The organism is Mesorhizobium sp. USDA 4132, assembly GCF_056279545.1.
Genome location: NZ_JBWCCP010000002.1, coordinates 1,447,301 through 1,466,231, shown reverse-complemented (window position 1 = coordinate 1,466,231; position 18,931 = coordinate 1,447,301). Strand labels below are relative to the sequence as shown.

The window sequence follows — 18,931 nt, the reverse complement described above, 5'->3', positions numbered from 1 at the left end:
AGATGGAGGACGCGATGAAGATTGATCTGAATTCCGACATGGGCGAGGGCTTCGGCCCCTATCGTCTGTGCGACGACGAGGCGATGATGCAGGTCGTATCGTCGGCCAATATCGCCTGTGGTTTTCACGGCGGGGATCCGGACACGATGGCGCGTATGGTGCGCCTCGCCAAGCAGAACGGCGTCGGTATCGGCGCACATCCGGGCCTGCCGGACCGGGCCGGTTTCGGCCGGCGCGAAATGCCCTACCAGCCGGACGAATTGCGCCAGCAGATGCTGTACCAGCTCGGCGCCCTGACCGCGATCGCCAAGGCCGAGAATATGACCGTCGGCCATTTCAGCTTTCACGCGGCCATGGGCAACATGGCCAATCGGGATCCCGCGCTGGCGGACCTGCTGATGAATGCCATTTCGAGCGTCGATCCGAACCTCGTGGTGTTCGTGACGCCGGACAGCGAAATCGAGAGGGCCGCGAAGCGCGCCAGGCTGAAGACGCTGGCACTTTTCCTGGCCGACCGCGCCTATGATGCCGGCGGCAAGCTCGTCGCCCGCGGATTGCCGGGTGCGCTGGTCAAGGAGGAGGAGGCGGTTCGTGCACGGGTGCGCCGGTTCCTGACCGATGCGACCATCGAAGCGATCGACGGGACGATCATCGCCATGCCGGCCCGGTCCATTCTCGTGCACAGCGATACGCCTGGCTCGCTTGAGCTTGCCCGGATCGTCCGCAGCGAAATCGAAGCTTCCGGCGCGACGCTCGCGCCTGCGGCCGAACTCGCGTCCTGACCGGCCACCCGCCGTCGCAATTTCCGTTTCACCGAGAGACCAAGTCAATGCCTTCCATCGCCGACCGCCTGAAGAACGTTTCCATACCGGCGTCCGCCGCCATGACCCAGCGCGCCCGGGAACTGGCCGCCAAGGGCATCAAGGTCGTCAGCCTTTCCTCCGGGGAACCGGATTTCCCCACACCGGCCCACGCGATCGAGGCCGCTCACGTTGCAGGACTGGGTGGCGATACGAAATATCCGCCGATCGATGGTACGTCGGAGCTGAAGGCCGCGATCGCCAGGAAGTTCAAGCGGGACAACAATCTCGTCTATGACGCCAGCCAGATCGTTGCGTCGGCTGGCGGCAAGCAGACCATTTTCAACGCCATGCTGGCGACCCTGAACCCGGGCGACGAGGTGGTCATTCCGACCCCTTCCTGGGTAAGCTACGCGGATATCGTCCATTTCGCCGGTGGAACACCTGTCGCGGTTCCCTGCTTCGAGCAGACCGGGTTCAAACTGCGTCCGGAGGATCTGGACGCGGCGATCACGCCACGCACCAAATGGCTCATCCTGAATTTCCCGAACAACCCCACGGGCGCTGCCTGCTCGCGGGCCGAGATGGCGGCGATCGCGCAGGTCATGCTGCGGCACCCGAATGTCTGGATCCTGACCGATGACATCTATGAGCATCTGGTCTATGACGATTTCGAATTCTGCACCATCGCCGAGGTCGAACCCAGGCTCTACGACCGCGTCCTGACGATGAACGGCGTCTCGAAAGCCTATGCCATGACCGGCTGGCGGCTGGGCTTCTGCGCCAGCGGTTCGAAGGAACTGGTCGCGGCGATCAGCAAGGTCAACTCCCAGAACGCCGGCGGCATCACGACGGTCACGCAGGCCGCCGCCATCGCAGCCCTCGACGGCCCGCAGGATCTGCTTAAGGAGCGTGCAGCGATCTACCGGGAACGGCGCGACTTCGTCGTCGCAAGGCTCTCGGAAATTGAAGGCCTGCGCTGCCACAAGCCGGAAGGGGCATTCTACCTCTATCCCAACATGTCGGGCCTGATCGGCAAGACCACGAAGGGCGGGCGGAAGATCGAGACCGATGTCGATTTCGTCATGGGCCTGATAGAGGAACACCATGTCGCGACCGTCCAGGGGGCGGCCTATGGCATGAGCCCGTATTTCCGCATTTCCTATGCGACCAGCATGGAGATGCTGAACGAGGGTTGCGCGCGCATTGCCGAGTTCTGCAAATCGATGCACTGAGATGAAATGCCGACTTCCGCCTCGGAAATAGCTTGCTCAGAGTTTCAACCGCTCGGTCAGTTCGACAAGAATGTCCCGGACGGCAAATGCCGGTTCCGACAGCGAGTTCTGGTCGGACGTGCAGAGCGAAAGCGTTTCCTCTATCCGGGGCGATACGACCCGGCAGACGAGCGGTTCGCTCGACTCGGAAACGATGCGATCGGCAATGGCCTTCGGCATGATCGTCGCCCCGAGCCCATTTCCGACCGCGCGGGCGAGGGTGCGCACGATTTCCACCTCCGCCACGACCTTGAGATTGATCCTGCTGCGGGTGAAAGCGGTATCGATGGCGCGGCGCACGAAATTATAGGCCGGCGGCAGCAGCATCGGCATTCCATCCAGGGCGCCGAGCGGCACGGGTTTCGAATCCGCCTCGATCGCGAAGTTGCGATGCGCGACGAGATAAAATTCCTCGCTCAGAATCGGTTCGAAACGCACGCCCTTGATCGGCCCGATGCCATGGATCAGCGCCATTTCCAGCCGCCCGTTCATGATCATCTGGCTATAGGTCTGGCCGACGCTTTCGGTCAGGTGAAGCAGAATGCCCGGATGCCGCTTGCGCGTTTCCGCCAAGAGATCGACCGAGAGCGTCGCGGCACTGCTGAACGGCACGAGGCCCACCGAGACCCGGCCCGCCAGTGAATTGCCGGCGGCTGCGGCATCCGCCTGAGCCTGTTCCATCTGCCGCAGGATGATCTGCGCGTGCCTGTACACCGCATGTCCCGCATCGGTCATGCTGACGCCCTGCTGGCTGCGGATCAGCAGTTTCTGGCCGAAATGCTCCTCCAGCGCTGCAAGCTGCTGGCTGAGCGCCGGCTGTGCGAGGTGAAGGATATCGGCGGCGCGGGTGATACTGCCGCTGTCGACAATGACGATGAAGGATTTGAGGCGCCTAATATCCATGGGGTCGGGTGATGCTCTGTTCCGCAGGCCTATGTTTTGCAGACATGCCCGCCTTTGGCAATGCGGCTCTAAAGGATGGCCGCCTACTCCGCATAAGGAATTCAAGGCCTTGGGGCTGGGCGCTTGCCATCCGGCAAGCTCCATAAAACTTGCTTATTACTCCAGAAATAATCGGTCTTAGGCAAGCCGTTAAAGCTTCGATACTGTCCACGCCAACAACAAGGGGATCAGAATGTCATTCTCCGATTACAGGACCGCACTGGTCACCGGCGCATCGTCCGGCATCGGCGCTGCCGTCGTCGAACGTCTCCGCGCCGAGAATATCGAGGTGCATGCGATCGCTCGTAGTGCTGATGCCCTCAATGACCTCGCCGAGCGTACGGGCTGTATCGCGCATGTCATCGACGTCACCGACCGTGCCGCGATCGCTGAACTTGCCGAGAGCGTCCAGTTCGACATTCTGATCAACAATGCCGGCGTCGACCGGCCGAAGAAATTTTTGCAGGCGGATGCCGAAGACATCGATCTGCTGGTCGACGTCAATCTGCGCGCCGTCCTGCATATCTGTCGCCTGATCGTTCCTGGCATGGTCGAGCGCGACCGCGGCCATGTCGTCAACATTTCCTCGATCGCCGGCAACTACAATTTCGGCGGCAATTCCATCTATCATGCGGTCAAGTCCGGCGTCGCCATGCTGTCCAATCAGCTCAGGATCGATGCATTCGGCAAACGCGTCCGCGTGACGGAAATCTGCCCGGGGCGTGTCGCGACGGATATTTTCAACCACGTGCACGGCAACGATCCGAGCGTGCGCGAACGTTTCATCGACGGGTTCGAGCTGCCGCAGGCATCCGACATCGCCGACGCGATCGCCTTTGCGATCGCCGCACCGGTTGCCGTCAATATCGGCCATATAGAAATCACCCCGACATTGCAGGTGATGGGCGGGCTGCAGACTGCCAGGCCCGAAACCTCAGCAGCCGTCTACCAAGCTGAAGGCGCGAAGCGGTGACCGGCTTTGATCTATCCGCGATCCTGACCAATTCCGACTATCGCGCGATGCTGCTGCACGGCATCGAGACGACTTTCGCCATCTATGTCGGTTCGTGGCTGCTGGCGATGACGCTTGCGATCCTGCTGCTGGCGTTCCGCATGTCGCCGGTCAGGATCGGCGAGCCCATCGTCAAGGCCTACATCTCCTACCATCGCAACGTGCCGACCCTGGTGCAGCTGATGCTGTGGTATTTCGGGATATTCACGCTGCTGCCGCAGGGCCTGGCGAATTGGCTGACGGATCACAATGCGGAGGCGATCTTCGCCATCATCGGCCTTGGACTGTGCCAGGCAGCTTATTTCAGCGAAGACCTGCGGTCCGGTTTGCGCTCCGTCAGCCCGGGCCAGATGGAAGCCGCCAAGGCCCTCGGTCACGGCTATATCTCGGCCCTGCGCTTCGTGGTCATGCCGCAAGGCGTGCGCAATGCCTTGCCGCCGCTGATCAATCACAGCGTTTCCCTGTTCAAGAACAGCAGCCTGGCGATCGTCGTCGGCGCTTCGGAACTGACGCACGCGGTCAAGGAGATTGAAAACCTCAGCTTCCGCACTTTCGAAATCTACCTGGTCGGCACGGTCCTCTACCTGTTCTTCTCGCTCATCATCATGGGGGCCGGTGCTTATCTGTCGATGCGCGCTGATCCGGCTCGGAGAGCGCGCGCATGATCCAGGACATCATCACCATCATCCATGACTATTGGCTGCTCCTTCTGATCGGGCAGTATCCCAACGGACCGCTGGGCGGGCTTGCCAATACGATCATCCTCTCTTTGCTGGCGATCCTGCTTGCCTTTCCGGTCAGCATTCTTCTCGCCTTGGCACGCCTTTCAAAATGGCGGGCGTTGAGATGGCCGGTGACGGGCCTCGTCTACGTCACCCGGGGCGTGCCGCTGCTGATGCTCATTCTGTGGTGCTATTTCCTGGTTCCGCTCTGGACTGGTGCCGACGTACCAAGCTTCCTGATCATGCTCGTAACACTGGTCGTCTACGAAGGAGCGTTCCTGAGCGAAGTGGTGCGGGCTGGCATCGTCTCGCTGGGCCAGGGGCAGATGGATGCGGCAAGGGCGCTCGGCCACAGCCATCTCAGCGCAATGCGCTTCGTGATCTTGCCGCAGGCGCTCTACAACATGATCCCGAGCATGATCTCGACATTCGTCTCGACGATCAAGGACACGACGCTCGGTTACGTGATCAACGTGCCGGACCTGACCTTCGCGGCAAGCCAGGTGAACAACCAGCTGTTCACCCAGCCCTTCCAGGTCTTCATCATCCTGGCTGCCGTCTACTACGTGCTCTGCTGGAGCCTGACCTATGTGGCCAACAGCCTCGAGCGGCGCATTGCACGCCGCCGCGCAGGTCCGCGCCGCAACGCTCGCCTGGCCACCGAGGCCGTCCCCCTCAAAACACTTGTGGAGCAGCCATGACGATGCCAGTTTCCCCGCTGCAGGATGGCCAGGCCATCCGCCTTTCGGATGTCTGCAAGAGCTACGGCGATTATCCGGTCCTGCGCAACATCAACGCCGAGGTCGGCCGCGGCGAAGTCGTCGTGATCTGCGGACCATCCGGTTCCGGCAAGTCCACGCTGATCCGCACCGTCAACCGGCTGGAGGAAATCAACAGCGGATCGATCAACTTCGAGGGCCAGAATATTCATGCCCCGATGCGCGGACGCGAACTGAACCGGCTGCGCAGCAGGATCGGGTTTGTGTTTCAGAGCTTCAATCTGTTTCCGCATCTCTCGGCGGTCGAGAACGTCTCCATGTCGCCGATCCGGGTGAAGGGCGTTTCTGCGGACGTCGCTCGCGAGAAAGCCATCAAGCTACTCGATCGTGTCGGGCTTGCCGACAAGGCGAATTCCTATCCAGGCCAGCTATCCGGCGGGCAGCAGCAGCGCGTGGCGATTGCCCGGGCACTTGCCATGGAACCACCGGTCATGCTGTTCGACGAGCCGACCAGCGCGCTCGACCCGGAAATGGTGGGCGAGGTGCTGAGCGTCATGAAGAGCCTGGCTGCCGACGGTATGACCATGCTCTGCGTCACCCACGAGATGGGCTTTGCCCGCGATGTCGCAGACCGCATCTGGTTCATCGATGCGGGCGAGATCCTCGAAATGGCGCCGCCCACGGATTTCTTCCAGAACCCTCGTCATCCCCGAGCCCAGCGGTTCCTGTCCGATCTGCGCCATTGACCAATCAAGACATCATAACAAGGAGAACAGCAATGAACTGGAAATGCCTGACACTAACCATCGCATTGGCAGCGGCCGGTGCCGCTTCGCCGGCGGTCGCGGACCAACTCGACACGATCCTGGCCAGCAAGACGTTGCGCTGCGCTACGTTCGCCGACGTTCCGCCATTCGCCGCTCCGGATGTGAAGACGCGCGAGATGGTCGGGTTCGACGTCGATCTCTGCAATGCCATCGCCAAGGAACTCGGCGTCAAGGCTGAAGTGAAGCCGGTTTCGGTGGAAGCCCGCGTGCCGGAAGTCAAGCTTGGCCGCGTCGACATCACGGTTGCCAATCTTGCCTATACCCAGGGCCGCGCCGAGCAGATCCAGTTCAGCGATCCCTATTATCTCGCCAAGGAAATGCTGATCGTTCCAGTCGACGATGCCGGCAAGAAGAAGTCCGATTACGAGGGCCAGCGCGTCGCCTCCACCAAGGGTTCGACATCGGAAATGTCGATCAAGCTCAACAAGTCCGATCCGCTGACCTTCCAGGACACCGGCTCCGCCTATCTCGCCGTCCAGCAGGGCAAGGCACGCGGCATGGTCGCCAACACCATGACCACGACCAAGCTGGTGAACGAATCCAAGACAAAGGGCAAGCCGATGCGGATGATCGACGAGCCGATGCTCTTCCAGCCAATCGGTATCGGCATGGCCAAGGACAATCCCGCCCTGACCGCCAAGGTCAACGAAATCCTGCGCAAGCTCGACACGTCCGGCGATCTCAACAAGATCTGGGACAAGTGGCTTGGCCAGGACACCGAATACAAGATGACCCGCACCGACAAGGTGGTGCCGCTTTCCGAACTGAAGTTCGACCCAATCCCGTAATCGTCTCTCGCTCGGCTCTGCCTGAACTCAATCGCAAATCAACGAAGGCTGCAGGCGGCGGGACGTGCCCGTCGCCGGTCTTGCCATACGAGGTTTTCATGATCCATATCAAAGACATCGCAGAACGGCCAAGCAAGGCCGACATCGAGGCGGTCGCCAAATTCTCGCCGGCCACGATCCATGAAGCGCAGGGGCGCAGGGGTGCACTTTCTTCGCGCCTCAAGCCGGTCGACTATCGCATGAAGCTGTGCGGCCCGGCCTTTACTGTGAAATGTGCACCGCGCGACAACATCATGTTGCAGCTTGCCATCAACTACGCCAAACCGGGCGATATCATTGTCGTGTCTGCGGGCGAGTTTGAAGAGGCCGGCTCTTTCGGCGATGTTCTTGCCAATGCCTGCCTTGCAAAGGGCATCGGCGGCCTGGTGACTGATACCGGCGTCCGCGACACGTTGCAACTGCGGGAGCTTGGCTTCCCGGTCTTTTCGCTCAGCGTCTGCATCAAGGGCACCGTCAAGGAAACCATCGCCGCCGTCAACGATCCGGTTATCGTCGGCGGAGAGATCATCAATCCGGGCGATATCATCGTCGGCGATGCCGATGGCCTCGTTGTCGTGCGCCGCGCCGAGGCGCAGGAGGCAGCGCGTCTGTCGCAGGCCCGAGAAGATGCTGAAGCCGGTTATATCGAAGCCTACAAACAGGGAAAGTCGGTCATCGAGGTCAGCAAGCTGGAACCGGTGTTGAAAGCCAAGGGACTTGTCGTCGATATCTGAGTAGGCGCCCCAGATGTCGCAGTATTTTTTCCTGTTCAAGGAACGAGGTATCCGATGAGCCACTCCCTGTTTGATCTGACCGGTTTGCGAGCCTTAATCACGGGCTCGTCACAGGGTATCGGATTCGCACTCGCGAAGGGGTTTGCCGAGCATGGCGCTTCAGTCGTCCTGAACGGCCGTGACAGGGCCAGGCTCGAGACCGCTGCAGGACAGCTCAAGGAAACTGGTGCGACGGTTTCGGTATCTGACTTCGACGTGACGGACGCCGAGGCCGTGAAACGCGGGGTCGATGCGATCGAGGCCGAAGTCGGTGCGATCGACATCCTCGTCAACAATGCCGGGATGCAGTTCCGCAGCCCGCTCGAAGATTTCCCGGTCGATCGCTGGGAGCAATTGCTGAAGACCAACGTCTCCAGTGTCTTCTACGTTGGCCAGGCGGTGGCCAAGCACATGATCAGCCGCGGTCGTGGCAAGATCATCAACATCGCCTCGGTGCAGAGCGAACTCGCGCGCCCCGGCATCGCGCCCTATACGGCGACGAAAGGCGCGGTGAAGAACCTGACCCGCGGCATGTGCACGGATTGGGCCAAGCACGGCCTGCAGATCAATGCGATCGCGCCGGGTTACTTCAAGACGCCGTTGAACCAGGCACTGGTCGACAGCGAGGAGTTCTCGTCCTGGCTTGAGAAACGCACGCCCGCCGGACGTTGGGGCGACGTCGAGGAACTGGTCGGTGCGGCCGTTTTCCTGTCGGCCAAGGCCTCCTCCTTCGTCAACGGACACACGCTCTATGTTGATGGCGGCATCACCACCAGCCTCTGAGCTATCTGGTTCCGGCGAAGAGCCGCTTCGGGCCGATCGTCGTGATGGGCGTGTCCGGTTGCGGCAAGTGCGTCGCTCGAGCTGCCGACAGCAGAGCCCGACGTCGTAACCGTAGATATCAACCAGTCGCTTGAATCCATCGTCTCGATGGCAATGACGCTGCTGGCGGCCCGCCAGAGGCGCTCGAACTGAAACTTGGAGGAAACATGAGCAAGCCCGACATTCTTCTGATCGGCCCTTATCCCGAGTGGGATCTCGTCGAGCTGGAGGCGCAGTACAATGTCCTGAAGCTGTACGAGGCGTCCGATCGTGATGCCTTTATGAGCGAACATGCCGCCGAAATCCGCGCCATCGCCACGCGGGGCGAGCTCGGCGCCTCCGCCGAATTGATCGCCGCATTGCCGAAGCTCGAAGTCATTTCTGTCTACGGCGTCGGTTACGATGCGGTCAATCTGGATGCTGCCCGCGCTCGCGGCATCCGCGTGACCAATACGCCGGACGTGCTGACCAATGACGTGGCCGATCTTGGCGTGGCGATGATGCTCGTCCAGTCGCGCGGCATGATCGGCGCGGAAACCTGGGTGAGGGACGGAAGCTGGGTGGAGAAGGGTCTTTATCCGCTGAAGCGCCGCGTCTGGGGGAGAAGAGCGGGCGTGCTCGGCCTTGGCCGTATCGGCTTCGAAGTCGCCAAACGCCTCAAGGGCTTCGACATGGACATCGCTTATAGCGATGTTGCCGCAAAACCTTATGCGGAAGGGATGACTTTCATCGCCGATCCGGTCGAACTCGCCCGGCATGCGGACTTCCTGTTCGTGACGCTCGCCGTGTCCGCGGCAACTCGTCATATCGTCTCGAAAGACGTGATCGCCGCCCTCGGTCCGGAAGGCATGCTGATCAACATCTCGCGGGCCTCTAACATCGACGAGGAAGCGCTGCTCGCCGCACTCGAAAGCGGAGCGCTCGGATCTGCGGCACTCGACGTGTTCGAAGGCGAGCCGAAGCTCGATCCGCGCTTCCTGAAGCTCAGCAACGTGCTGGTGCAACCGCATCATGCGTCGGGCACGATCGAAACCCGCAAGGCGATGGGCAAGCTGGTGCGCGACAACCTCGCCGCCCACTTTGCCGGCGCCAGCTTGCCAACCCCCGTTCTCTGAGGATAAGCCCATGAAAGCCGTCGTCATTCATGCCGCCAAGGATCTGCGCATCGAGGAACGGGAGGTCGAGGCGCTCGGGCCCGGGCAGGTGGAGGTCGCCATCGAGGCGGGCGGCATCTGCGGTTCCGACCTGCATTATTACAATCACGGCGGCTTCGGCACGGTGCGTGTCCGCGAGCCGATGATCCTCGGCCACGAGGTTGCAGGAACGATCAAGGCGCTTGGGGCAGGCGTTTCCGGACTTGCCGTCGGCGACCGGGTGGCGGTGTCGCCGAGCCGCCCCTGCAATGCCTGCGATTACTGCCTGAAGGGCCAGCAGAACCATTGCCTCAACATGCGCTTCTACGGCTCCGCCATGCCGATGCCGCACATCCAGGGGGCCTTTCGCGAGCGACTGGTCGCCGAACAATGGCAGTGCCACAAGGTCGCCGATGGCGTCTCCATCCATGAAGCCGCGATGGCCGAACCTTTCGCTGTGACGCTGCACGCCGTCGTCCGCGCTGGCGGGCTCGCCGACAAGCGGGTTCTTGTGACCGGCTGCGGTCCGATCGGTGCGCTGGCGATCATCGCGGCACGCGCCCATGGGGCCCGTGAGATCATAGCCACCGACGTGATGACCCCCGTACTCGAGACGGCGCTCCAGGTTGGTGCCGACCGGGTGATCAACGTCGCGAACCAGCCCGAGGACCTGGTCTCCTACTCGGCCAACAAGGGTTATTTCGACGTTCAGTTCGAGGCGTCTGGCAATCAGAGCGCATTGCGTTCGGGACTGGAGGTGCTGAAGCCGCGCGGCATCCTCGTCCAGCTCGGGCTCGGCGGCGACGTGTCGATCCCGCAGAACATGGTGGTGGCCAAGGAGATCGAGATGAAGGGCACCTTCCGTTTTCATGAGGAATTCGGTCTTGCCGTGGACCTTATCGGAAAACGCCGCGTCGACCTGAAGCCGCTGCTCACCGGAACCTACCCCCTCGAAGACGCCGTCAAGGCATTCGAGGCGGCCGGTGACCGGACAAAGTCGATGAAGGTGCAGCTAACGTTTTGACCATGCGTAGACAGCAACGAAACCATGAGCAAGGCATTCGCGCCTCACATCATCAACGATATTGAGGACCCGGAACCGTCTGCCGCAGGCGAACTGATCGTGGACGAAATCGAGCGACCGGCGGGAATTGGCCTTCGCCTCGACCAGGATCGGTGCAGACGTGCCGACAAAACGCAGCCGCTGGTTGGCGAGGTGGCGCAGCTTCGCTGGCAGATCGACGTCTCAGGCGCGCATCGCATACTGTTCGCGCACCATATCGGCTGAGCGGCGTACTACCTCGGAAATCTGCAGGAGTTGGGTGACGAGAGGCGTCGAATGGCGCCAGATCATGCCGATCGTGCGGGCCGGCCGGGGCGTCTGGAAGCGGGAGATCGAAACCTGCGCCGAACGTGTTTCCAAAGGCACTGCCATTTCCGGGATCAGGGTGATGCCGATGCCGGCGCTGACCATCTGGACCAGGGTGGACAAAGAGCTGCCTTCCATGACTTCCCGGGCGCGGGTCGATCCTATCTTGCAGAACGATAAGGCTTGGTCGCGAAAACAGTGGCCTTCCTCCAGCAACAGCAGGCGCATTTCGCGCAACGCCTCGCGTTCGGGGACGGGCTTGTCCTCGTCCTCGCGTCGCCGGACCAGCACGAACTCCTCGTCGAACAGTTTGAGTTCGGTCAGGAACGGTTCCGATACGGGCAGGGCGACGATTGCCAGATCCAGCTCGCCCTGCGCCAGTTCCTGGACCAGTTTTGCCGTCTGCGTCTCGCGCACCTGCAATTCGATCCCCTCGAACGTCCTGTTCAGGTCGTTGATGATCGCCGGCAGCAGATAGGGCGCGATCGTCGGGATGATGCCGATGCGCAGGCGCGCCAGGAACGGATCGCGCGACGCGCGGGCGAGATCCGCCAGTTCGTCCACCGCCCGCAGGATATCGCGAACCCGCAGCGCAAATGTCTGGCCAAAGGCGGTCAGTTTCACTTCGCGTGCATTCCGCTCGAAGAGATCGCCGCCCAATTCCTGTTCGAGTTCCTTGATCTGCATCGACAAAGCCGGCTGGGAAATCGCGCAGGCATCGGCGGCGCGGCGGAAGCGGCCGTCCCGCGCCAGGGCCTCGAAATAACGGAGCTGTTTCAGTGTAACGTTCTTCATAACCTCAGCTTATCGCGGCGATCAGTAAATCCAACTTAAATTTATGAGGCACTTCCGATAAGAAGGAACCAAGGGAGGGCGCGCGTGACCATGATCCTTGCTCGAAAGGCGGGGACGACAGTCTGAAAACAGCGCAGCCGGACCGGACGGTTCGGCAGAAACAGCCTCTTCTGCACGACAGATAATTAAAGAAATCAAGGAGATAGTCATGGATGCGAAATCTAGCGAAAACGCCGGCAAATGTCCGGTCGCGCACACGCCTCGCGGCCGATCGAACCGCGAGTGGTGGCCTAACCAGCTGAACGTCCAGATTCTTCACGGGCACTCCGTTCGCTCCGACCCGATGGGTGAGGCGTTCAACTACGCCGAAGAGTTCAAGACGCTCGATCTCGACGCCCTGAAGAAAGACCTTCAGGCCCTGATGACGGATTCGCAGGAATGGTGGCCGGCCGATTTCGGTCACTACGGCGGCCTGTTCATCCGCATGGCCTGGCACAGCGCCGGCACCTACCGCATCACCGACGGCCGCGGCGGCGCAGGCCAGGGGCAGCAGCGTTTCGCGCCGCTCAACAGCTGGCCGGACAACGTCAACCTCGACAAGGCCCGTCGCCTGCTGTGGCCGATCAAGCAGAAATACGGCAACAAGATCTCCTGGGCGGATCTGATGATCCTCACCGGCAATGTCGCGCTCGAATCGATGGGCTTCAAGACGTTCGGTTTTGCCGGCGGCCGCGCCGACGTCTGGGAGCCGGAAGAGCTCTACTGGGGTCCGGAAGGCACCTGGCTGGGCGATGAGCGCTACAGCGGCGAACGCCAACTCGCAGAACCGCTCGGCGCCGTGCAGATGGGCCTCATCTACGTCAATCCGGAAGGCCCGAACGGCACACCCGATCCGCTCGCCTCGGCGCGCGACATCCGCGAAACCTTCGCCCGCATGGCGATGAACGACGAAGAGACCGTGGCGCTGATCGCCGGCGGCCATACGTTCGGCAAGACCCATGGCGCCGGCGACCCGTCGTTTGTCGGTGTCGATCCGGAAGGTGGCGAGCTCGAGGCGCAGGGCCTCGGCTGGTCGAGCAAGTTCAACACTGGCGTCGGTCGCGATGCGATCGGCAGCGGCCTGGAGGTGACCTGGACCCAGACGCCGACCCAGTGGAGCAACTACTTCTTCGAAAACCTGTTCGGCTTCGAATGGGAGCTGACCACCAGCCCGGCCGGCGCCAAGCAGTGGGTGGCCAAGAACGCCGAAGCTTCCATTCCGGACGCCTTCGACCCGTCGAAGAAGCAGCTGCCGACCATGCTAACCAGTGACCTGGCGCTGCGCTTCGATCCGATCTACGAGAAGATCTCGCGCCGGTTCCTGGAAAATCCGGCCGAATTCGCCGATGCCTTCGCCCGCGCCTGGTTCAAGCTGACCCATCGCGACATGGGTCCGAAGGTCCGTTATCTCGGCCCGGAAGTTCCGGCCGAAGACCTGATCTGGCAAGACGTGATCCCGGCCGTCGACCACCCGCTCGTCGACGACAAGGATGTCGCCGATCTGAAGGCGAAGGTTCTGGCGACCGGCCTCTCGGTGCAGGAACTGGTTTCCACCGCCTGGGCTTCCGCCTCGACCTTCCGCGGTTCCGACAAACGCGGCGGTGCCAACGGCGCGCGGATCCGGCTTGCGCCGCAGAAGGACTGGGAAGCCAACCAGCCGGCGCAGCTCGCCAAGGTCCTGGGCGTTCTCGAAGGCATCCAGAAGGATTTCAACGCTGCCCAGGCAGGGGGTAAGAAGATCTCGCTGGCCGACCTGATCGTGCTTGCCGGCGCTGCCGGCGTCGAAAAGGCTGCCAAGGCCGGCGGCCAGGACATCATCGTGCCCTTCACGCCGGGCCGCATGGATGCTTCCGAGGCACAGACCGACGCGGCTTCCTTTGCCGCGCTGGAACCCCGCGCCGACGCCTTCCGCAACTATGTCAACAGCGGTAAGACGCAGTTCATGAAGGCTGAAGAGGCCTTGCTGGACCGCGCCCAGCTTCTGACGTTGACAGCACCGGAAATGACCGTTCTTCTCGGCGGCCTGCGCGTGCTGAAGGCCGGCCAGCCTGAACACGGCGTCTTCACGTCCCGACCGGAAACGCTGACGAACGACTTCTTCGTCAACCTGCTCGACATGGGCACCGAATGGTCGCCCGTTGCCGGCAAGGATGGCATCTACGAAGGTCATGACCGCAAGACGAAGGCGCCCAAGTGGACCGGCACCCGCGTCGACCTGATCTTCGGCTCGCATTCGCAGCTTCGTGCGATCGCGGAAGTCTATGGCCAGTTCGACGCCAAAGCGAAGTTCGTCAAGGACTTCGTGTCGGCCTGGACCAAGGTCATGAACGCCGACCGTTTCGATCTCGTCTGATCGATCAAAATCGCCCGGACGTGGCTCAGCTACGTCCGGGCATCTTTTCAATGCTGATTTACCGCCGAGCTTTTCAGGTCGGCACGAAGGCCGAGGCGATGGCGAGCACGAATCCGAGGATCGTGGCGCAGACGGACAAGGCCTCGCGCGTCTTTTCGGAACTGACGCTCCATCCCTCGCTGGTCAGATACCGCGCGATCAGGCCCAGCGAAAGCAGGCCGACGCAACCGAGGAAAGCGAAGAAATAGATTCCGTATTGCATGTTGGAGATCTTCTTGGTCAGCAATTCGGTGATCCCGACCAGTGTCGAAAGCGACAACAACAGGCTGCCGATGATCAGGTATTCCGCGTGTCGCGACCTGACTGCCGAATAGAGCGACAGGATCGTGAACAGGAATCCCACCAGAACAATCGCGATATAGTTGCCGCTGACATGCCCGGTCGCGGAGATCGACATGAATACCGACGTCAGGATGAACAGCGCGGCCGTAAAAAGGATCTTGTATTTCGAGTTGAAAAACTGGCGCATAATATCAAATCCGCTCTTAGCCGGCCCGCCCGCGGCGCTGGCAAATGCCGTTTATCGAGTATGAGAAATTCGGCGCGCGATGAACAGGTTGCGGACCTGCTATTCCGTGGAAATCCACGCCTCAAGTTTCAGGCGAGCCGCCGGCGCTGGATCGCATAGGCGGCCGCCGCGCTCATCACCGCCAGCAGATACCAGGTCACGGCATAAACGAGGTGGCTGTTGCGAAAGCGGATCACCGTCAGCCCGCCGACGGGCAGGCCGCCGGGGATGGGCGTTGCGTCGGCATCGATGAAATAGGGTGCGACCTTTTCGAGACCCCTGGCGGCAGCAATCGCGGCCACGTCGCGGGAGTACCAGCGGCCGTTCGCGGGATAGTTGGAGCGCAGGAAGGCGCCCTCCGGTTCGCTGATGCGGATGAGGCCGGTGATCTTCACCGGGCCTACGAGCTGCCCGTCTGGCCGCAAAGCCGGATCGCGACGGTTGGCCGGCGCGAAGCCGCGATTGATGAGGACGGTGGTCCCGTCCTTCTGTTCCAGAGGCGTCAGAATCCAGAAGCCGGGACCGAGATCGGTGACCGCCTGGACCAGCGTTTCCGCGTCATGGCGGAAAGTGCCTGTCGCCGTGACGCGCCGATACTCGTCGTCTTCGGCGTTGATGGTGGGCCAGGCTGGCGATGAGGGCGCGGGCGCCGGGGTTGCCGTGACCCGGGCATCGACGCGGGCGATCAGGTCGAGCTTCCAGAAGAGCCGCTGCACCTGCCAGGTGCCGAGTCCGAGGAAAACGACGGTCAACAACAGCATCGCGGCGGCAAAGACCAGTCGGGAGCGGACTGGGTCAGCATCCGCTGTTTCTCCGGTCAAAGGATGGTCGAGAGCCACGCGTCTATCCCTTCCCAGTTTACCCCCGAAGGGGTCACGGCATGTTTTTCATCATCTCCGGCGACATCGGCATCATGTTGGTGTTGAGATGGTGCATGACCCAGAGCGATCCGGCAAGCGTGATGCCGACCAGGACAAGGGTGAAGAGCAGCGCCATCATCGTCCAGCCGCCTTCCGAGCGCGGGTTCATGTGCAGGAAATAGACCATGTGCACGACGATCTGAATGACGCCGAGCCCCATGACGAGAAAGGCGGTGAACAGCTTGCTGTCGATGGCGCCGCTCATCACCAGCCAGAACGGGATGGCGGTCAGGATCACCGACAGGCTGAAGCCGATCAGGTAACCTTTCAGCGTGCCGTGGCCGGCCTGATGGCCGTTGCTGTGGCCGTGATGGGCCTCTGAGGCACTTTCGTGAGCGGGGGCATGCGGGGCTTGGCCGTGCGAGCTCATCCGAGGACTCCCATGAGATAGACGAAGGAAAAGACGCCGATCCAGACGACGTCGAGGAAGTGCCAGAACATCGACAGGCACATCAGGCGACGCTTGTTTGCCTCGATCAGTCCGTGTCTGCCGACCTGCACCATCAGCGTGATCAGCCAGATGATGCCGAAGGTGACGTGCAGCCCGTGGGTGCCGACCAGCGTGAAGAAGGAGGAGAGGAAGGCCGAGCGGGTCGGGCCGGCGCCCTCATGGATCAGGTGGTTGAACTCGTAAAGTTCGAGGCCGAGGAAGATCGCGCCGAACACGCCGGTCACGCCGAGCCAGAACAGCGTCTCGGTCTTGGCGCCGCGTTCCATCTGCAGCATGGCAAAACCGTAGGTGATCGACGAGAACAGCAGCATAGCGGTGTTGAGGGCGACGATCGGCAGGTCGAACAGGTCGGCGGGCGAGGGGCCTGCCGCATAATTTCGGCCGAGCACGCCGTGGGTGGCGAAAAGCACCGCGAAGACCAGGCAGTCGCTCATCAGGTACAGCCAGAAGCCCAGCATGGTGCTGCCTTCCGGATGATGCTCTTCGGTGACATAGAATTGCGGCTTGTCGGTTTCGCGATTGCCCGAGGGGCCGTGGGTCTGAACTTGCGTCTGGCTCATGGTCTCAGGTCCGTTCCGCGAGCAGCTTCGAGCGCGCGTCCTCTGTTGCGGTCACGGTATCGGCTGGAATGTGGAAATCCCGATCGTAGTTGAAGGTATGGCCGATCGCGACGGCGATCATGGCGACGAAGGCGACGATTGCCAGCCACCAGATATACCAGATCATCGCGAAGGCGAAGACGACGCTGATTGCGGCGAGGATGACGCCCGTGCCGGTATTCTTCGGCATGTGGATCGGCTTGAAGCCGCCGAGCGGGCGCTCATAGCCGCGGCTCTTCATGTCGTACCAGCTGTCATGGTCGTGCACGACGGGCGTGAAGGCGAAGTTGTAGTCCGGCGGCGGCGAGGAAGTCGACCATTCGAGCGTGCGGCCGTCCCAGGGATCGCCGGAGGTCTCGCGCAGCTGGTCGCGCTTCAGGTAGCTGACGACCAGCTGGATGATGAAGGAACCGATGCCGCAGGCGATCAGTACAGCGCCGAAGGCGGCGATCACGAACCAGATCTGCAGCGACGGATCCTCGAATTGGTTGACACGGCGTGTGACGCCCATCAGGCCGAGCACGTAGAGCGGCATGAAGGCGACGTAGAAGCCGATGAACCAGAACCAGAAGCTCATCTTGCCCCAGAAGACATCCAGCTTGTAGCCGAAGGCCTTCGGCCACCAGTAGACGACGCCCGCCATCAGCCCGAACACCACGCCGCCGATGATGACGTTGTGGAAATGGGCGATCAGGAACAGCGAATTGTGGAGCACGAAATCGGCCGGCGGCACTGCCAGCATGACACCGGTCATGCCGCCGATGACGAATGTCACCATGAAGCCGACCGTCCACATCATCGGCAGTTCGTAGCGGATGCGGCCGCGATACATGGTGAACAGCCAGTTGAACATCTTGGCCCCCGTCGGGATCGAGATGATCATCGTGGTAATGCCGAAGAAGGCGTTGACCGAGGCGCCGGACCCCATCGTGAAGAAATGGTGCAGCCAGACGATATAGGAAAGGATCATGATCACGCAGGTGGCGTAGACCATCGATGCGTAACCGAAGAGCCGCTTGCCGCAGAAGGTGGCGACCACTTCGGAAAAGATGCCGAAGGCCGGCAGGACGAGGATGTAGACCTCCGGATGGCCCCAGATCCAGATGAGGTTGATGTACATCATCGGGTTGCCGCCGAGATCGTTGGTGAAGAAGTTCGTGCCGGCATAACGGTCGAGCGACAGCAGAACGAGGGTGGCGGTGAGGATCGGGAAGGACGCGACGATCAGCACGTTGGTGCAGAGCGAGGTCCAGGTGAAGATCGGCATCTTCATGAAGGTCATGCCCGGCGCGCGCATCTTGACGATCGTGGCGATCAGGTTGATGCCGGAAAGCGTGGTGCCGATGCCGGCCACCTGCAGGCCCCAGATGTAATAATCGACGCCGACGCCCGGACTGTAATCCGCACCTGAGAGCGGCGGATAGGCGAGCCAGCCGGTGCGGGCGAATTCTCCGACGAACAGGGACATCATGATGATGATCGCGCCGGCCGTCGTCATCCAGAACGAGAAGTTGTTGAGGAACGGGAAAGAGACGTCGCGCGCGCCGATCTGCAGCGGCACGACATAGTTCATCAGGCCTGTCACGAAGGGCATAGCCATAAAGAAGATCATGATGACGCCGTGGGCGGTGAAGATCTGGTCGTAGTGGTGCGGCGGCAGATAGCCCTCCGATCCGTTGAACGCGATCGCCTGCTGGATGCGCATCATGATCGCATCGGCAAAGCCGCGCAGCAGCATGATGATCGCCAGAACCACGTACATGACGCCGATCTTCTTGTGGTCGACGCTGGTGAACCACTCGTTCCAGAGATAACCCCAGAGCCGATATTTGGTGATAACCCCTAAAACGGCGAGACCGCCGAGCGCGACGACGACGAAGGTCGCGACGAGAATGGGCTCGTGGTAAGGAATGGCTTCGAGGGTAAGCCGCCCGAAAAGGAATTCCGTCAGAGTGCTGTTGCCGAACATGGGTCTGTCCAAAATCT

The 18,931-nt window shown here is 61.6% G+C and carries 19 protein-coding genes and 1 pseudogene; 12 read left to right on the top strand and 8 right to left on the bottom strand.

Features of this window, described 5'->3' with window-relative positions:
- The first annotated feature begins 14 nt into the window (after positions 1-14).
- Both ACZ9IU_RS29625 and ACZ9IU_RS29620 read left to right on the top strand, forming a co-directional pair.
- Positions 15-782 (top strand): 5-oxoprolinase subunit PxpA, encoded by a 768-nt coding sequence (locus ACZ9IU_RS29625; RefSeq protein WP_040124256.1) that lies wholly within the window; start codon positions 15-17, stop codon positions 780-782.
- Positions 783-829: 47 nt separating this feature from the next.
- Positions 830-2,035 carry a pyridoxal phosphate-dependent aminotransferase gene (locus ACZ9IU_RS29620; protein ID WP_040124258.1) on the top strand — a complete coding sequence of 402 codons (1,206 nt, stop codon included), beginning with the start codon at positions 830-832 and terminating at the stop codon, positions 2,033-2,035.
- A gap of 36 nt (positions 2,036-2,071) precedes the next feature.
- Here the strand turns inward: ACZ9IU_RS29620 and nac are convergent, their stop codons facing one another.
- Positions 2,072-2,977: a nitrogen assimilation transcriptional regulator NAC gene (gene nac / locus ACZ9IU_RS29615; RefSeq protein WP_040124260.1), complete on the bottom strand. Its 906-nt coding sequence runs from the start codon at positions 2,975-2,977 to the stop codon at positions 2,072-2,074.
- A 232-nt stretch (positions 2,978-3,209) separates the two neighbouring features.
- Between nac and ACZ9IU_RS29610 the strand changes: the two genes are divergently transcribed.
- The 9 genes from ACZ9IU_RS29610 to ACZ9IU_RS29570 all read left to right on the top strand — a co-directional run bounded on the left by ACZ9IU_RS29610 (position 3,210) and on the right by ACZ9IU_RS29570 (position 10,875).
- Complete coding sequence (locus ACZ9IU_RS29610; protein WP_040124262.1) at positions 3,210-3,989, top strand: SDR family oxidoreductase; 780 nt, start codon at positions 3,210-3,212, stop codon at positions 3,987-3,989.
- The gene (locus tag ACZ9IU_RS29605) at positions 3,986-4,693 is read left to right on the top strand and encodes an amino acid ABC transporter permease (RefSeq protein ID WP_040124264.1); all 708 of its coding nucleotides are present in this window, start codon (positions 3,986-3,988) and stop codon (positions 4,691-4,693) included. Before ACZ9IU_RS29610 ends, ACZ9IU_RS29605 begins: the two co-directional genes overlap by 4 nt.
- On the top strand, positions 4,690-5,451 hold the full coding sequence (locus ACZ9IU_RS29600) for an amino acid ABC transporter permease (RefSeq protein WP_040124266.1): 762 nt from the start codon (positions 4,690-4,692) through the stop codon (positions 5,449-5,451). The genes ACZ9IU_RS29605 and ACZ9IU_RS29600 overlap by 4 nt, the downstream gene beginning before the upstream one ends.
- Positions 5,448-6,215, top strand: coding sequence for an amino acid ABC transporter ATP-binding protein (locus ACZ9IU_RS29595; RefSeq protein WP_040124268.1), 768 nt, complete (start codon positions 5,448-5,450; stop codon positions 6,213-6,215). Before ACZ9IU_RS29600 ends, ACZ9IU_RS29595 begins: the two co-directional genes overlap by 4 nt.
- A 32-nt stretch (positions 6,216-6,247) precedes the next feature.
- Positions 6,248-7,084, top strand: a complete 837-nt coding sequence (locus ACZ9IU_RS29590) for an ABC transporter substrate-binding protein (protein ID WP_040124270.1) — start codon at positions 6,248-6,250, stop codon at positions 7,082-7,084.
- A 98-nt stretch (positions 7,085-7,182) separates the two neighbouring features.
- A complete protein-coding gene (locus tag ACZ9IU_RS29585; protein ID WP_040124272.1) occupies positions 7,183-7,857 on the top strand; it encodes a 4-carboxy-4-hydroxy-2-oxoadipate aldolase/oxaloacetate decarboxylase in 675 nt (224 codons plus the stop codon).
- A 54-nt stretch (positions 7,858-7,911) separates the two neighbouring features.
- Positions 7,912-8,679, top strand: coding sequence for an SDR family oxidoreductase (locus ACZ9IU_RS29580; RefSeq protein ID WP_040124274.1), 768 nt, complete (start codon positions 7,912-7,914; stop codon positions 8,677-8,679).
- Between the two features lie 206 nt (positions 8,680-8,885).
- On the top strand, positions 8,886-9,833 hold the full coding sequence (locus tag ACZ9IU_RS29575; protein ID WP_040124275.1) for a 2-hydroxyacid dehydrogenase: 948 nt from the start codon (positions 8,886-8,888) through the stop codon (positions 9,831-9,833).
- A 10-nt stretch (positions 9,834-9,843) separates the two neighbouring features.
- Positions 9,844-10,875, top strand: coding sequence for an L-idonate 5-dehydrogenase (locus tag ACZ9IU_RS29570; RefSeq protein WP_040124278.1), 1,032 nt, complete (start codon positions 9,844-9,846; stop codon positions 10,873-10,875).
- Between the two features lie 27 nt (positions 10,876-10,902).
- Here ACZ9IU_RS29570 and ACZ9IU_RS29565 read toward each other — a convergent pair.
- Together ACZ9IU_RS29565 and ACZ9IU_RS29560 are read right to left on the bottom strand one after the other, a co-directional pair.
- Positions 10,903-11,055: pseudogene (locus ACZ9IU_RS29565) on the bottom strand (IS3 family transposase); the annotation flags it as partial.
- A gap of 42 nt (positions 11,056-11,097) precedes the next feature.
- Positions 11,098-12,015: a LysR substrate-binding domain-containing protein gene (locus ACZ9IU_RS29560; RefSeq protein ID WP_040124282.1), complete on the bottom strand. Its 918-nt coding sequence runs from the start codon at positions 12,013-12,015 to the stop codon at positions 11,098-11,100.
- Positions 12,016-12,223: 208 nt separating this feature from the next.
- Here ACZ9IU_RS29560 and katG point away from each other — a divergent pair, with 208 nt between their 5' ends.
- Positions 12,224-14,407, top strand: a complete 2,184-nt coding sequence (katG, locus tag ACZ9IU_RS29555) for a catalase/peroxidase HPI (RefSeq protein WP_040124284.1) — start codon at positions 12,224-12,226, stop codon at positions 14,405-14,407.
- Positions 14,408-14,480: 73 nt separating this feature from the next.
- Here the strand turns inward: katG and ACZ9IU_RS29550 are convergent, their stop codons facing one another.
- The 5 genes from ACZ9IU_RS29550 to cyoB all read right to left on the bottom strand — a co-directional run bounded on the left by ACZ9IU_RS29550 (position 14,481) and on the right by cyoB (position 18,914).
- A complete protein-coding gene (locus ACZ9IU_RS29550; protein ID WP_040124285.1) occupies positions 14,481-14,936 on the bottom strand; it encodes a hypothetical protein in 456 nt (151 codons plus the stop codon).
- A 128-nt stretch (positions 14,937-15,064) separates the two neighbouring features.
- Positions 15,065-15,814 (bottom strand): SURF1 family protein, encoded by a 750-nt coding sequence (locus ACZ9IU_RS29545; RefSeq protein ID WP_040124286.1) that lies wholly within the window; start codon positions 15,812-15,814, stop codon positions 15,065-15,067.
- 34 nt (positions 15,815-15,848) lie between these two features.
- Positions 15,849-16,265 carry a cytochrome o ubiquinol oxidase subunit IV gene (gene cyoD, locus ACZ9IU_RS29540; RefSeq protein WP_040124287.1) on the bottom strand — a complete coding sequence of 139 codons (417 nt, stop codon included), beginning with the start codon at positions 16,263-16,265 and terminating at the stop codon, positions 15,849-15,851.
- The gene (cyoC, locus tag ACZ9IU_RS29535; RefSeq protein WP_040124289.1) at positions 16,262-16,906 is read right to left on the bottom strand and encodes a cytochrome o ubiquinol oxidase subunit III; all 645 of its coding nucleotides are present in this window, start codon (positions 16,904-16,906) and stop codon (positions 16,262-16,264) included. Before cyoC ends, cyoD begins: the two co-directional genes overlap by 4 nt.
- 4 nt (positions 16,907-16,910) lie before the next feature.
- Positions 16,911-18,914 (bottom strand): cytochrome o ubiquinol oxidase subunit I, encoded by a 2,004-nt coding sequence (cyoB, locus tag ACZ9IU_RS29530; protein WP_040124291.1) that lies wholly within the window; start codon positions 18,912-18,914, stop codon positions 16,911-16,913.
- Positions 18,915-18,931 lie beyond the last annotated feature (17 nt).